This is a genomic window from Pseudomonas sp. FBCC-B1667 (genome assembly GCF_059133255.1).
Genome location: NZ_CP101437.1, coordinates 903,995 through 918,479 on the forward strand (window position 1 = coordinate 903,995; position 14,485 = coordinate 918,479).

Below are 14,485 nucleotides of genomic sequence, written 5' to 3' on the forward strand. Positions count from 1 at the left end.
TCAGGCAAGTTCGATCCAGTGCTGAGCACGGGCGACCTCCATGAATTGCTCGATGTCTTCACCGAGCTCGGGAACGCCGGGAAACTGCGCGTCCAGTTCGGCAATGATCGCCGCGACATTGCGTTCGCCGTCAATCAAACCGCCTATCAGCGCGGCGCTTTCATTGAGTTTGATCATGCCTTCCGGGTACAGCAGCACATGGCCTTTCTGCGCCGGTTCGTACTGAAAGCGGTAGCCGGTACGCCAGATGGGGGTCTTGCTGCGGTCGAAACTCATAAGGTGATTCCTTTGTGCCAGACCCGTTGGTCGGTCACGCTGTGATACGGCGGGCGTTTCAGTTCGTAGGCCATGCTCATGGCATCGAGCATGCTCCAAAGAATGTCCAGTTTGAACTGGAGAATTTCCAGCATGCGCTCTTGGCCTTCCCGCGTCGTGTAGTGCTGCAAGGTGATTGCCAGCCCATGTTCCACATCGCGGCGCGCCTGGCCCAGGCGAGTGCGGAAATACTCGTAGCCGGTCGGGTCGATCCACGGGTAATGCTGTGGCCAGCTGTCCAGGCGCGATTGGTGGATCTGCGGAGCGAACAGTTCGGTCAGCGAACTGCTGGCGGCTTCCTGCCAACTGGCGCGGCGGGCGAAGTTGACGTAGGCATCGACGGCGAAACGCACGCCGGGCAGGACCAGTTCCTGGGAGCGCAGTTGATCCGGGTCCAGGCCTACCGCCTGGCCAAGCCGCAGCCAGGCTTCGATGCCGCCGTCTTCGCCGGGGGCGCCGTCGTGGTCGAGCAGGCGCTGAATCCACTCGCGGCGGATTTCGCGATCCGGGCAGTTGGCGAGGATCGCGGCGTCTTTCAGGGGGATGTTCACCTGATAGTAAAAACGGTTGGCGACCCAGCCCTGGATCTGCTCGCGGGTTGCCCGACCCTCATACATCGCCACATGGTAAGGGTGATGGATGTGGTAATAGGCGCCTTTGGCGCGCAGGGCGGCCTCGAATTCGGCGGGGGACATGGGGGTGTCAGTCATTGCGGTTCTCCGGGTAGGACCGGTGGATTCTTGGGTGCCTGGTCTGACCTCATCGCGAGCAAGCTCGCTCTCACAGGGAAACGCGATCAACTGTGGGAGCGAGCCTGCTCGCGAATTGGCTGTCAGCTACAACACAATACTCATGCCGTCATACGCCACTTCAACACCCCGCCGAAGCAACTCGGCTCGCTCAGGCGAATCCTCATCCAGAATCGGATTGGTGTTGTTGATGTGGATAAGCACCTTGCGCTGCTTGGGCAATTGCTCCAGCACTTCCAGCATGCCGCCGGGGCCGTTCTGCGCCAGATGGCCCATTTCCCGACCGGTGCGGGTGCCGACGCCACGGCGCTGCATTTCGTTGTCGTCCCACATCGTGCCGTCCACCAGCAGGCAATCGCTGCCGGCCATGATCTCCAGCAGCGGCGCATCGACCTTGCCCAGCCCAGGTGCGTAGAACAGCTTGCCGCCAGTGCTCAGGTCTTCAATGATCAGGCCGATGTTATCGCCGGGGTGCGGGTCGAAACGGTGTGGCGAATAGGGCGGGGCGGCGCTGCGCAGCGGCAGCGGGGTGAAACGCAGATTCGGGCAGGCCGCAATGGTGAAGCTGCGGTCGAGTTCGATCGGGTTCCAGTTCAGTCCACCGTTCCAGTGGGTCAGCATGGTGAACAGCGGAAAACCGGTGCTCAAATCTTCATGGACCATGTCGGTGCACCAGACCTGATGTGGGCAACCTTCACGCAGGCTGAGCAGGCCGGTGGTGTGATCGATCTGGCTGTCCATCAGGATGATCGCGCTGATGCCTGTATCACGCAGGGCCCGGCCCGGTTGCATCGGGGCGAAGCTCTGGAGTTGGGCTCGAATGTCCGGTGACGCGTTGCACAGCACCCAGTTCACGCCATCATCGGAAATGGCGATGGACGATTGGGTCCGCGCCTTGGCGTTCAGGCTGCCATCGCGAAAACCGGCGCAGTTCACGCAGTTGCAGTTCCACTGGGGGAATCCGCCGCCGGCGGCGGAACCTAGAATCTGGACAAACATGGCCGCTCCATTATTTGAAAAATGAAAATAAAAACGCCTCGGCGAGCCGAGGCGTTAGCACTGCGATACAAAAAGATTAGCGGCTTGCGAAGTACATGGTGACTTCAAAGCCGATACGCAGGTCGGTGTAAGCGGGTTTGGACCAGGACATGGGAGCGCTCCTTCAGGTGATGGGACAGTAAAGATCTATACATATAGTCCACCTCCAGCCGGAGATGTTCAGATAGTTAGGTTGCTATGTTACTCAAAATTACAGGGCGGTTGCCCGTGAAACTTTGAGAAAGCTAATTGCAGCGCCGGTAATGATCATTTTGTCACTTGCCAAATCACGCTTGGGGACGGGCCGTTGGCCAGGCAGCGCCATCCGCCGAGCGCTTGATTCAAACGCTGCGCTGCGGCCAGTAGTGCATCGCGGTCGATCAGCAGAATTGTTTCAGGCAGACGCTCCAGATAATCCGACGAGTGGCCAGCCAGTCTTCCCTGCCAGAGCAGTTCGGCTGCCTGCCTCATCGGCAGGGCGTTCAGGTCGAATTGGTCTGCCAAAGACTGACGTTGGGCGGTGAACGTCCCCTCGTTCATGCCTTCGATCATTTCTGGCAAGTTGCTTAGAAAGTGTTCGATGTGTGCCAGCAAGCCTGCCGGTGCAACGTTCGGTGATTGCACGCCGAACAGAATCCCGGTCTGCCCATGGAGTTGGCGCAATGCGCTGAACACCGCATAACCCAGTTGTAATTCGAGCCGCAGACGTTGATAGAACGGCGTCTGGCACAGGTGCGCGAGCAGCCGCCAAGCGGCTTCATCGGTGATGTCCTGCGTAGCGGTCGGACAGAACAGCAACAGCGCATGTTCACTGGAACCGGTGTCGACAGTTGTCCACAGGCGCTGCGCGTTGATCGAGGGCGGCGCCGAGGGTTGATCCGCAACGCCGGGCACGCGGCTTAGCGCCAAACCCATTGCCGCTTGTGTCTGTGGCGACAGGCCAAGGGCCAGGCCTTCCCAGCGCGCACTCGACCAAAGCTGCTGCAAGTCCCCAGATTCAACGGCGGGTTCAAGGCAAAAATCAGGCAGCGCCTTCAGCAGGTGTTTGATCGGAATCAATGGGGTGCTTGGCGATTCATTCTGTGAGAAACCGGCTTTTTGCGTGGTCAGCTCTTTCAATGCGTGTTCGAGGATGGTTGGCATCGATGCCTGTAGCCCCGTCATCTTCAGCAGCCATTCCTTGCCTGATGCACTGAAGGAAACGTCGACGCCAGCCTGACGCGCATCTTCACGTAATGACTGCAAGTGGTTTTCAAGGCCCGACTGAAGGCCGGCAAGAGGTTTGAAGTCGAGTCGCCAGCGCACATAAATCGCGCCTTCAACAGTGTTATCTGGCAGCACCGAACTGAACTGCATCGGGGAGTTTTCGCGACGATTGCGCGAGCGGTCCTGGGCAAACGTGCGCAGACCACGGTGTTTGCTGGTCTGTCCGCGAATCAGCCCGGCATTGGTCGCGGGTGCTTCGGTGCGTAAAAACGGATTCGGCGTCGGCAGTTGCCATTCGCCGCTGAAGTTATCCACAGCGCCGATTTTGTTCAGGATGTCTTTCAGGGCAACAACGCCATGGGCGGATAACCCGGTCTCCAGTTGCTCACTGTCCTGCTGGGCCAGTTGCAAGGCGCCGCTGACTTGCTGTTGGCGTTGCAGCAGCGAGGCGTACTCTTCGCGCATGCTGGCCCAGTCTTGATGGGAGGCAAAGAAGCCGAGCCAATCGACCAGCTGCTGACGAATCAGGCTTTCTGATTGATGGGTACTGAGCTCAATGTGCAGCAAGGCTTGTCCCGCATATTGGTACAGCGGTGCGGCTTTCAGGCTATCAGCCAGACCTTGTTCTCTCAGCGTTGTCACCAGCCCGCCAGGTTTCGCGGCGTTCAGCCAATGGCACAGAAACGCCAGGGCTTCGCGCGACGACTCGGGCAACGCTTCGAACGCGAACAGAAGATTCAACTGACGTTCGCCGGCCTGTTGATAAGTTTTTTCCGACGCGTCCATCAGCGCTTCAGGCGCTTGTTGCGCGACTTTCTCCCCGGCAGGAATCCGTGCGTTAAAGCGCTGAGCCATCTCACGCAACGCATCGACACTCTGCGGCCCGGCAAGGCTCAGTGTCATCTGTCCTGTCTGATAAAACCGCTGATGAAAACCCTTCAGCGCTTGCTGGAACTCAGGCTGCGGCACTGGCAGGCTGTCGCGATTTCCAGCATGAAACCCGCGCAAGGGATGGGTCAACGAAAGCCCTTCGAACAACGCCAATTGGTGTTGCGCCACGGCATCCTGCGACCAAGCGACGAATTCCGCGTGCAGCACTTCCCGTTCACGCAACTGATCGTCCAGATTCATAAGCGGATGAGCGAGCATGTCTGACAGACGCTCCAACCCTCCGGCAAACGCCTGAGTCGGCAGCTCGAAAAAGAAGTCGGTCGTGCGCTCATTGGTTCGCGCGTTGACCTGACCGCCATGACCCTGAACGTAGGCCATCAGACCTTGCCCTGTCGGAAAATGCTCCGTTCCCAGAAACAGTAAATGCTCCAGAAAATGCGCCAGCCCCGGCCACGCCAGCGGCACATCGTGACTGCCCGCCGCAACGCGCAGCACTGCCGCACAGCGCTTCAACGTCGGGGCATGACGCAGTGTCACCTGTAAGCCATTGGCCAGGGTTTCAGTGAGGGGGCGAGGGTGATTCAGCGCAGGCATGAGCACTTCCAGTACAGAGAAGCGCTAATGCTAGCGGATTACAGGGGATCAGCGCTTGTTAAGGTCGCCGTAAAGCTCGGGACGGCGATCGAGCAAGTAGCGATTGGCGGCGCGTGAGTCGGCCATCAATTGACGATCCAGTTCGCCGACAATCAGCGCTTCATCCAGACCGGCCTGAGCGATGCGACTGCCATCCGGTGCGGCGATGCTGCTCTGGCCGCAGTAGTGGATCTCACCTTCATGGCCGCAGTAATTGGCGTAGGCCACGTAGCACTGATTCTCGAAGGCGCGGGCACGAACGGTAACGTCGGCGACGAAGTCGAAGGGAATCATGTTCGCCGTCGGCACCAGGATCAGCTCGGCACCGGCCAGGGCCAGGCGCCGGGCGTTTTCCGGGAACTCCATGTCGTAGCAAATCAGGAAGCCAAGCTTCCAGCCATTGAGCTCCACCAACGGAAAATCATCCTGCCCGGCGCTGAACATCGAGTGATCGAGGTCGCCGAACAAGTGCGTCTTGCGGTAGTTGCACAACCGCTCACCGTGGGCGTCGATCAACTGCACGGCGTTGTAGATTTGCCCGTCCTCAGTGCGCTCCGGGTAGCCATACAAAATGGCAATCCCGGCCGTCTTGGCAATGCGCGCAATCTGCTGCGCCGACTCACCGTTGTGCACCTCCGCGAGGACGCTGACGGCATCGACGCCGATGTTGTAGCCGGTCAGGAACATCTCCGGCACCACCAACAAGTCGGCACCTTTGGCTTCCAGCGCCAGTTGATGAAGGCGATGCAGATTGCCGGCGACGTCCAGGGGCAGCGGTGGACATTGGTAAAGAGCTACGCGCATTTAGGATTCCTCTTACTCAGGCAGGGCGATCGGACCGATCTCGTTGAACACATCACCTGGACCCGGGTTCTCGGCGTGAGTTTCACCGCCGAAGTGTTTCATGATGCCCCACACCGCGTTGAGCGACGTCTGCACCGCGCCTTCAACCCAGGCCGGCGTCCACGAAACGTCGTCGCCAGCGATGAATATTCCGCGTTGCTCGGCCGGCATGTCGTCCTGCATGAAGTGCGCGTACATGCGCTGGTTGTAGCGGTAGTGACCGGGCAAGGCGCCTTTGAAGGCACCGAGGAAATGCGGGTCGGCTTCCCACGATACGGTGATCGGATCGCCAATGATGCGCGCGGCGATGTCGACTTTCGGGTAGATCTTTTTCAACGCGTCCAGCGCCAGTTTCACGCGCTTTTCCACGGGGTGCGGAAGCATTTTCAGCGCGTCGCTCATCCACGAGTACGACAGGCAAATCACACCGGGCTTGTCGTCACCGTTGTCGAACAGGTAAGTGCCACGGGTCAGGCGGTCGGTGAGGGTCATGCTCATCAGATCACGGCCGGTTTCCGGGTCCTTGTCCTTCCAGAACGGGCGGTCGACCATCACGAACGTCTTCGACGATTGCATGTAGCGGGTGCGGTCGAGGGCCATCCACATCTTTTGCGAGAACAGGCTTTCATCGCATTCGATCTGGGTGGTCAACAGCCAGCTCTGACAGGTGGTCAACACTGCCGCGTATTCGCGGGTGTCACCGTTGTTGTCGGTGACCGCGAAACGACCGTCAGCGGCGTGGGCGATTTTTTTAACCCCGGAGCGCGGCGCGCCTCGGTGCAAAGACTTGAGACTGGTGCCTTCGGGCCAATGCACGCAACGTTCTGGCACATGGCGCCAGATGCCTTGCGGGACTTGTTCGACGCCGCCGACGACCAGGTGCTGGTGATCATCGCAGTTGGTCATCACCACCCGGAAAATTTCCAGCATCGAGTTCGGGAAGTCAGAGTCCCAGCCGCCGGTGCCGAAGCCGACCTGACCGAACACTTCGCGGTGATGGAACGACAGTTTGGCGAAGGCTTTTGAGGTCGCGACGAAGTCGTAGAAGGTGCGGTCGTCCCACAGCGGAACCAGGGTGTTCCACAATTCTTTGAGGCGCGGCACGTCTCGGTCACGGATCGCTTGCTGGATATCGGCGAACTGTGAACCGGCTTCCAGTGCATCCGCCCAGGCGTCAGCCACTTCCTGGAACAGGGCAGGAAGATCCGCCAGTTTCTGTGCGTAATGGGTTTTGCCTTCGATGTCGATCACCGTGCTGCCCGACGCAGGCGTCAGTGGGTTCGGAAAAGGCTTGGTCTGCAGGCCGAGTTTGTCGACGTAGTGATAGAACGCGGTAGACGATACCGGGAAGCGCATCCCGCCCAATTCGGCGACGATTCCATCGGTCCCGTTGAACGCCTGGGAGCGCAAACGACCGCCCATCTTCGAGGCTTCGTAGACGACCGGTTTCAAGCCCAGTTTCATCAGCTCGTAAGCGGCGACCAGGCCTGCGATGCCGGCGCCGACAATCGCTACTTCGGCACCGTGGTTGTGTGCAGGAATGCTGCCCAGGCCAGCCGGGTGTTCGATCCAGTCGTCGAAGGCGAACGGAAAGTCGGGACCGAAAATGGTGACGGGTTTCTTACCGTCTGCAGGATGGCGATTGTTCTTGTTCATGGCTGACCTTGCTGTCGACCCGACGCGGGATGCGCGTCTGAGTATAGGAAAAGATGGCTGCCATTCTAGTGAGCGTAGAACACGTTAATAAGACGCAATGTGTCGTCGTTTTGCCAATTGTTTAATCATAATGACGATTGAATGCTACATACCGTCAATGCCGCAGCCGAGCTTGCGCGCGATGAGGCCCTCCACACACCAATGAACTATCGGCAAGAAAGCTCAAACCGGCTGCCCCCGATCAATCTTGCTACTCAAAATAATCGAGGTCGTTGTTTTCTCCACCCCATCGACACTGCCGATCTGATCCAGCAACTGATCCAGCTGCTCTGGCGAGTCAGTCCGCAGCCACGCCACATAATCAAATTCGCCACTCACTGCACACAACTGCTGAACCTGCGCCATCGCACTGAGTCGGCGTAGTACTTCCTTGCCCGAGCGCGGTTGCACAGTGATGCCGACATACGCCTGCAACCCGCCATCCACCACGCGCTGACCGAGGCGCACACCGTACCCGGTAATGACCCTGGCCTTTTCCAGCCGCGCCAATCGTGAGGTGACGGTCGTACGAGCGATGCCCAGTTGCCGGGCCAGCATGGCCACGCTCTCGCGGGCGTTGATCTGCAAGGCGGCGATCAATTGGCGGTCGATCTCGTCAAGAACGGGCGGGCGTGTATCAGGCAAGGGGCGCCTCCAGTGGCGTGGAACAATGGCTGAGCATGTTACAGGCTCGTCCGACTGGACGCTTGTGGTCGATATTCGAACGGGTCTTTGTACCGTTCAGGACATTTCCGTCTGCGACAAATTGCCATAAGTAACTAGGTGGTACATCATTTCGCGCTTGTCACAAATGGGGAAAATTTCCGACATGAATAATTCTGGGGCTGCCGGTGGCGGCAAATGGCTGTTGCGCGGTCTGGGGGTGCTGATTGCCTTGATCGGGCTTGGCCTGGCGGGTGGCGGCGGCTACCTGATTGCACTGGGCGGCAGCGCTTACTTCTTGCTGATGGGCCTGGCGATGTTGGTGTCCGGGCTGATGATTGCCCGTTGCAAGCCGCAAGGCGCGTGGCTGTATGGACTGGCGTTGATCCTGACTGCGATTTGGGCTGTGTGGGATGCCGGTTTCGACTACTGGCCGCTGGTGTCGCGCGTGTTGACGTTCGCTGTGATCGGTCTGGTCGTTGCGCTGATGTATCCGACGCTGGTGCGTGCTTCAGGCGCGACGGCGGGCCGCGGAGCCTATGGCCTGGCCGGTATCCTGGGTGTCGGCGTCGTCGCAACGATGGCTTACATGTTTGTGCCGACGCATGTGGTCAGGGCCTCCATCGAACCGACGGTAACGCCGGTGACGTCGGGCACTGAGCAGAAGGACTGGGCGCATTGGGGCAACACCACCGCTGGCAATCGCTTTGCCGCGCTGGACCAGATCAACAAACGCAACATCGACAAGCTGCAGGTCGCGTGGATCTTCCACACTGGCGACGTTCCTGTAAGCACCGGTGCGGGTGCTGAAGACCAGAACACTCCGCTGCAAATCGGCGACACGGTCTACACCTGCACCGCCTACGGTAAAGTCTTCGCCCTCGATGCCGACACCGGCGCCCAGCGCTGGAAGTTTGACCCGCAAGGCACTGCGCCGAACTGGCAGCGCTGCCGTGGTCTGGGGTATTCCGAAACGCCGGCGTTCTCGGATAACCAGCCCACTGCCTGTACGAAACGTCTGTTTCTACCGACCGGCGATGCCCGACTGATCGCCATCAATGCCGACACCGGCAAGCCGTGCGAGGCGTTTGGCAATCGGGGAACGGTCGACCTGACAACGGATATGGGCGAAGTGAAACCGGGCTATTACCAGCAAACCTCTACCCCGTTGGTTGCCGGTAATGTGGTGATCGTCGGCGGCCGCGTGGCGGATAACTACTCCACCGGCGAGCCGCCAGGTGTGGTCCGCGCCTATGACGTGCGCAGTGGCGAACTGGTGTGGGCGTGGGATCCGGGGAATCCGGACACGACCAAACGCCCGCCTGCCGGGGAGGCCTATACCCGTGGCACGCCGAACGTTTGGTCGGCCATGTCCTACGACGCCAAACTCGGTCTGGTGTACTTGCCAACCGGCAACGCCACCCCGGATTTCTTCGGTGGTCAGCGCACGGCATTCGATGACAAATGGAACTCGTCCATCGTCGCCATCGACGTGAAGACCGGTCAGGTGCGCTGGCACTTCCAGACCACTCACCACGACCTCTGGGACTTCGACCTGCCAGCCCAGCCGCTGCTGTACGACGTACCTGACGACAAGGGCGGCCTGCTGCCTGCCTTGGCGCAAGTGACCAAACAGGGCGAGATATTCCTGCTCAACCGCGAAACCGGCGTACCGATCGCCCGCGTCGAAGAGCGTCCGGTGCCTCAGGGCAACGTGCCCGGCGAGCGCTATTCACCGACCCAGCCGTTCTCGGTGGACATGCCGTCAATCGGTAACAAGACATTGACCGAGTCCGACATGTGGGGCGCCACGCCGTTCGATCAACTGATGTGCCGCATCCAGTTCAAAGGCATGCGTCACGAAGGCGTCTACACCCCGCCAGGGCTTGATCGCGCATTGCAATTCCCGGGCTCGTTGGGCGGCATGAACTGGGGCAGTGTTTCGGTGGACCCGAATACGAATTACATGTTCGTCAACGACATGCGCCTGGGCCTCGCCAACTACATGATCCCGCGCAACAAAATCGCCGCCGGGGCCAGTGGTATTGAAATGGGTGTAGTGCCGCAGGAAGGCACGCCGTTTGGTGCAATGCGCGAACGTTTCCTCTCGGCGGCCGGTATTCCGTGTCAGAAACCACCGTTTGGCACGATGTCCGCCATCGACCTCAAGACCCACAAACTGATGTGGGAGGTCCCGGTTGGAACTGTACAAGACACCGGTCCGCTGGGTATTCGCATGCACGTGCAGATCCCGATTGGCATGCCGACGCTGGGCGCTTCGCTCGCGACTCAGTCGGGGTTGCTGTTCTTCGCGGGGACGCAGGATTTTTACCTGCGTGCCTTCGATACCGGCAATGGCAATGAGATCTGGAAGGCGCGTTTGCCTGTGGGCAGCCAGTCGGGGCCGATGACGTACGTTTCGCCGAAAACCGGCAAGCAGTACATCCTGCTGACGGTGGGGGGTGCGCGTCAGTCGACGGATCGGGGGGATTATGTGATTGCGTATGCGTTGCCTGAGTAGGGGCTAATCACAGGTACGAAAAAGCCGCGCATCAGCGCGGCTTTTTTATTTGGTGGGCCCACACGGACTTGAACCGTGGACCAAAGGATTATGAGTCCTCTGCTCTAACCAACTGAGCTATAGGCCCTCAGTAGGCCGCGGATTATAGCGACGGTTTCTTCGCTGTGCTATCCGAAAAATCCGATACGGCCATACGAAGAAACGTCGCGGCGAATTCGTCGGCGGGAAGAGGCGGGCTGACGATGTAACCCTGGATCTGTTCGCAGCCTTCGGCGGCGAGGAATTCCTGCTGGGCAAAGGTCTCCACACCCTCGGCGATGACGGTGAATTGCATACTGCGGCCCAGCGCAATGATCGCGCGAACGATGGCCGCATCATGTGGATCGTCAGGCAGGCCGCGGACGAACGACTGATCGATCTTGAGAATATCCAGTGGCAGGCGCTTTAGGTAGCTCAAGGACGAGTAGCCGGTACCGAAGTCGTCGATGGCCAACTGCACACCCAGCTGTTTGAGTTGGTGCAGCACCGCCAGCGCTTCTTCGGCCTGGCTCATGATGAAGTTTTCGGTAATCTCCAGTTGCAGAAAACCGGGCTGGAGATGACTGTCCTTGAGCAGTTGTTCGATTCGCCCCAGCAAGTTGGGCTGACGCAATTGGGCGCCAGCAAGGTTGACCGAGAGCGGGCCGAGGCATTCGTACACCTGATTCCACTCGTTCATCTGGCGGCAGGCGGTTTCAAGGACCCAGTCGCCGATTTGCAGAATCATGCCGTTTTCTTCGGCCAGGGGAATGAAGTGTTCCGGCGGCACCATGCCGAAGGTCGGGTGATGCCAGCGAATCAGCGCTTCGGCACCGACCAGGCGATGTTCGTCGAGGCTTATTTTCGGCTGGTAGTGCAGGAACAGCTCGTTGCGCTCGATGGCGCGGCGCAATTCGTGCTCCAGCGCCACGCGCTCGCTGGCCTGTGCCGTGAGGTCGCGGGTGTAGCTTTCAACGCGGTTACGCCCCTTGGCCTTGGAACGGTACATGGCGGCATCCGCGTTCTTGACCAGCGTGGCAACGTCGCAGCCATCCTTGGGGTACAGGCTGGTGCCGATACTGGCACTGATGAAGAACTCATGTTCACCGGCCTGGAACGGCGCCCCGAAGCAATTGAGCAGCTTGGCGGCGATGTTGTCGGCATCGCTGTTCTGTTGCAGGCCCGGCAGCAGGATGATGAACTCGTCGCCCCCCAGGCGCGCAACGGTATCAATGTCGCGCAGCTGTTCTTTGAGGCGCACCGCGATCCCTTTGAGCAGCAGGTCACCGACCGGATGGCCGAGGCTGTCGTTGATGTGCTTGAAGCGGTCGAGGTCGAGGAACAGCACAGCGCCCTGGCCACCGTTTTCCTGTTGGGTATTGAGCGCGGTCTGCAGTCGACTCTCGAACAGTGTGCGGTTTGGCAGACCAGTCAGTGGATCGTGGTGCGCCTGGTAATCGAGTTTGGCCTGCGCGTGTTTGAGGCTGGAGATGTCAGCGAACACCGCCACAAAGTGGGTGATGAACTTGTCCCGGTTGCGCACGGCGCTGATGGTCAGCCAACTCGGGTAGAGCTCGCCATTCTTGCGGCGGTTGGAGATTTCGCCTTGCCAATGACCTTCTGCGGTCAGTTGATGCCACATCGCCGCGTAAAACGCGCTGTCATGCAGGCCGGAGGCGAGCAGGCGAGGGGTATGGCCCAATGCTTCGCTCTCGCTGTAACCGGTAATCTCGGTAAACGCGCGGTTGACCGCACTGATGTGTTGCTGTGTATCGGTGATCAACACGCCCTCGGCCGTGCTTTCGAACACGGTGGCAGCCTGTTGCAGCTTTTCCTGCATGAGGTGTCGTTCGGTAATGTCCCGGGCAATGGTCAACATGCAGTCGTCATCGCCGATCGGCAATGGACGGCTCGACACCTCGCAGAGGCGTATTTGTCCGTCGCTGCGGCGGATGTGGCAGGTGAAGTCGCGGACGAAACCGTCCCGGTGCAGCAGGTCGAGCATTTGCTTGCGTTCGTTGAGGTTGACCCATATCCCCAGGTCCAGAGACGATCGATCAACGGACATCGCACTGTTGAAGCCGGTGATACGGCTGAAACCTTCATTGACCTCCAGGAGTAATCCGTCGCTTTGGCGCGACAGTAACAAACCGTCCGGGGAGGCGTGGAAAGCCTTGGCGAATTTCTCTTCGGACGTTTGCAGTTGCTGCTGGGTTTCTTTGAGCTGGCTGATATCACGCACCACCACGACCAGGGCGGGTGTTGTGTCCAGATCGAAAAGCTCGGCGGAAATCAGGCCGGTAAACACCTGCCCATTGCTGCGGCGAAAGGGCATCTCCAGGTTGCGGATGCTGCCAGCTTGCAATCGCTGCAGCAGACCCGGCCCGACGCCAGGGATGCCCCATATATTGAGGTCGGTGGCGGTCTGGCCGATGACGTCTTCAGGCTTGAGGCCGATTTGCTCTTCGAACGCTTTGTTCACCTCCAGCAGGCAGCCGTCGGACAGTCGTGCGATCACCAGAATGTCCGGGCATTGCTGGAAGACCGAGGCGAATTTTTGTTCGGAAAGACTTAACGCTTCTTCTGTGCGCTTGGCGTCACTGATATCGATCATCAGCCCGCGCATGATCGGTTCATGGCCGTGCTCGATCAGGCTGACGATATCGCGCACCCACAGGCAGCGACCATCGGCAGTGATGACTCGGTAATCAACGCTGTGATCGCGCCCGGCCAGTACTTCGTGATCGCAAAAAGACTGTGCCCTGGTCAGGTCTGCAGGGTGGATGATGTTGCGCCAGAAACCCGGAATCAGCCAATGAGACAAGGGGTAACCGAGGAGGTCTTCGGCATGGGGTGAGACGTAGCTGTAGGTGAAATCACTGATCCGTGCTTCCCAGGCGATGGCCGACAAGCTCTCTACAAGGCCGCGATAGTGGTACTCGCTGCTGCGCAGTTCCTGTTCGAGGTCGACCCGGCGAGCAATTTCAGAACTCAGCCGGCGATTGATCCGGATCACCACGGCCAACATTACGGTCAGAAACAGCAACCCTGGCAGGCCGTAAACCAGCAAATCCGACCAGAAGGTTCGGTGATCCAGGACATTGCCCACCCAGTGCTCCTGAATGGCGCTGATTTCACTGGGGCTCATGTCCGCCAGCACTTTGTCCAGAATGCCGACCAGCACCTTGTTGTCTGGAGGCACGGCCATCGCCAGTTGATAGCGATAGGGGGTTTCACCGCTGACATACAACCCTTCGAGTTTGAGCTGGCGAAGGCTCCAGATACTGGAAGCGAGATCTCCCACCACGGCGTCCACTTTGTCAGTGGCCAATGCCTGCAAGGCCGAGCTCACATTTTGCACCGGCACCAGGTTCAGGTCTGGGTGGTGGGTGCGCAACAGCTCATGGGGGGCATAGTTTTCCACCACGGCGATCTTCAACCCGTACAGGTCTTCGAGTTTGTGCGGCTGGGCGCCGCCGACATGGGCCAGGATGACAATCGGAAAGTCGAGGTAAGGGCGAGTAAACGACAAGTACGACTGGCGCTCCGGGGTCGACATGATGCCGGGTAAAATGTCCAGCTTGCCTTGCTTGGCTTGTTCCAGCACGACCGTCCAACTGGCCGGTTCGATGGGGGTTAGCTTGATGGCCAGCCGTTGACGGATCACGTTGATGTAGTCCGCCGCCAGGCCCTGATATCGGCCTTGGTCATCGCGAAACTCAAATGGCGGCCATGACGCGTCAACACCCAGGCGCAAGTCTGGATGTGCGGTCAGCCAGCTACGTTCATCGTCAGTCAGAGTCAGCGCGCCAGCCGTTGCGGTCCAGGTCATGAGCGACAGCAAAAAAAGCACGGTCGGCAGTCTGGGCATAACGGTCTCGTTATGGCTCGGGGGAATATTTCGAGTGTAGAC

General features: G+C 59.4%; 10 protein-coding genes and 1 tRNA gene. 1 reads left to right on the plus strand and 10 read right to left on the minus strand.

Annotated elements, in window-relative coordinates; translation table 11 throughout:
• The 8 genes from pqqD to NL116_RS03985 all read right to left on the minus strand — a co-directional run bounded on the left by pqqD (position 1) and on the right by NL116_RS03985 (position 8,015).
• Entirely contained in the window at positions 1-276 is a 276-nt protein-coding gene (gene pqqD, locus NL116_RS03950; protein WP_494376103.1) for a pyrroloquinoline quinone biosynthesis peptide chaperone PqqD, read from the minus strand.
• The gene (gene pqqC / locus NL116_RS03955) at positions 273-1,025 is read right to left on the minus strand and encodes a pyrroloquinoline-quinone synthase PqqC (RefSeq protein ID WP_494376104.1); all 753 of its coding nucleotides are present in this window, start codon (positions 1,023-1,025) and stop codon (positions 273-275) included. The genes pqqD and pqqC overlap by 4 nt, the downstream gene beginning before the upstream one ends.
• Before the next feature lie 126 nt (positions 1,026-1,151).
• The gene (gene pqqB / locus NL116_RS03960) at positions 1,152-2,063 is read right to left on the minus strand and encodes a pyrroloquinoline quinone biosynthesis protein PqqB (RefSeq protein WP_494376105.1); all 912 of its coding nucleotides are present in this window, start codon (positions 2,061-2,063) and stop codon (positions 1,152-1,154) included.
• Positions 2,064-2,139: 76 nt separating this feature from the next.
• Positions 2,140-2,214, minus strand: a complete 75-nt coding sequence (pqqA, locus tag NL116_RS03965; RefSeq protein WP_009045898.1) for a pyrroloquinoline quinone precursor peptide PqqA — start codon at positions 2,212-2,214, stop codon at positions 2,140-2,142.
• A gap of 155 nt (positions 2,215-2,369) precedes the next feature.
• The gene (gene pqqF, locus NL116_RS03970; RefSeq protein ID WP_494376106.1) at positions 2,370-4,793 is read right to left on the minus strand and encodes a pyrroloquinoline quinone biosynthesis protein PqqF; all 2,424 of its coding nucleotides are present in this window, start codon (positions 4,791-4,793) and stop codon (positions 2,370-2,372) included.
• A gap of 48 nt (positions 4,794-4,841) precedes the next feature.
• A complete protein-coding gene (locus NL116_RS03975; protein WP_494376107.1) occupies positions 4,842-5,636 on the minus strand; it encodes a carbon-nitrogen hydrolase family protein in 795 nt (264 codons plus the stop codon).
• A gap of 12 nt (positions 5,637-5,648) precedes the next feature.
• Complete coding sequence (locus NL116_RS03980; protein ID WP_494376108.1) at positions 5,649-7,331, minus strand: flavin monoamine oxidase family protein; 1,683 nt, start codon at positions 7,329-7,331, stop codon at positions 5,649-5,651.
• Between the two features lie 222 nt (positions 7,332-7,553).
• Entirely contained in the window at positions 7,554-8,015 is a 462-nt protein-coding gene (locus NL116_RS03985; RefSeq protein ID WP_008067391.1) for an Lrp/AsnC family transcriptional regulator, read from the minus strand.
• 184 nt (positions 8,016-8,199) lie between these two features.
• Between NL116_RS03985 and NL116_RS03990 the strand changes: the two genes are divergently transcribed.
• A complete protein-coding gene (locus tag NL116_RS03990; protein ID WP_494376109.1) occupies positions 8,200-10,554 on the plus strand; it encodes a glucose/quinate/shikimate family membrane-bound PQQ-dependent dehydrogenase in 2,355 nt (784 codons plus the stop codon).
• Positions 10,555-10,604: 50 nt separating this feature from the next.
• On the opposite strand, the gene NL116_RS03995 is transcribed toward NL116_RS03990, so the two are convergent.
• Positions 10,605-10,681: transfer RNA gene (locus tag NL116_RS03995), tRNA-Ile, on the minus strand.
• 15 nt (positions 10,682-10,696) lie between these two features.
• Positions 10,697-14,443, minus strand: coding sequence for an EAL domain-containing protein (locus tag NL116_RS04000; RefSeq protein WP_494376110.1), 3,747 nt, complete (start codon positions 14,441-14,443; stop codon positions 10,697-10,699).
• Between the last annotated feature and the right edge of the window lie 42 nt (positions 14,444-14,485).

Excerpts from the sequence above, each read along its gene's own strand:
- pqqD (WP_494376103.1), bottom strand. The coding sequence starts at position 276 with ATGAGTTTCGACCGCAGCAAGACCCCCATCTGGCGTACCGGCTACCGC.
- pqqC (WP_494376104.1), bottom strand. The coding sequence starts at position 1,025 with ATGACTGACACCCCCATGTCCCCCGCCGAATTCGAGGCCGCCCTGCGC.
- pqqB (WP_494376105.1), bottom strand. The coding sequence starts at position 2,063 with ATGTTTGTCCAGATTCTAGGTTCCGCCGCCGGCGGCGGATTCCCCCAG.
- pqqF (WP_494376106.1), bottom strand. The coding sequence starts at position 4,793 with ATGCCTGCGCTGAATCACCCTCGCCCCCTCACTGAAACCCTGGCCAAT.
- NL116_RS03975 (WP_494376107.1), bottom strand. The coding sequence starts at position 5,636 with ATGCGCGTAGCTCTTTACCAATGTCCACCGCTGCCCCTGGACGTCGCC.
- NL116_RS03980 (WP_494376108.1), bottom strand. The coding sequence starts at position 7,331 with ATGAACAAGAACAATCGCCATCCTGCAGACGGTAAGAAACCCGTCACC.
- NL116_RS03990 (WP_494376109.1), top strand. The coding sequence starts at position 8,200 with ATGAATAATTCTGGGGCTGCCGGTGGCGGCAAATGGCTGTTGCGCGGT.
- NL116_RS04000 (WP_494376110.1), bottom strand. The coding sequence starts at position 14,443 with ATGCCCAGACTGCCGACCGTGCTTTTTTTGCTGTCGCTCATGACCTGG.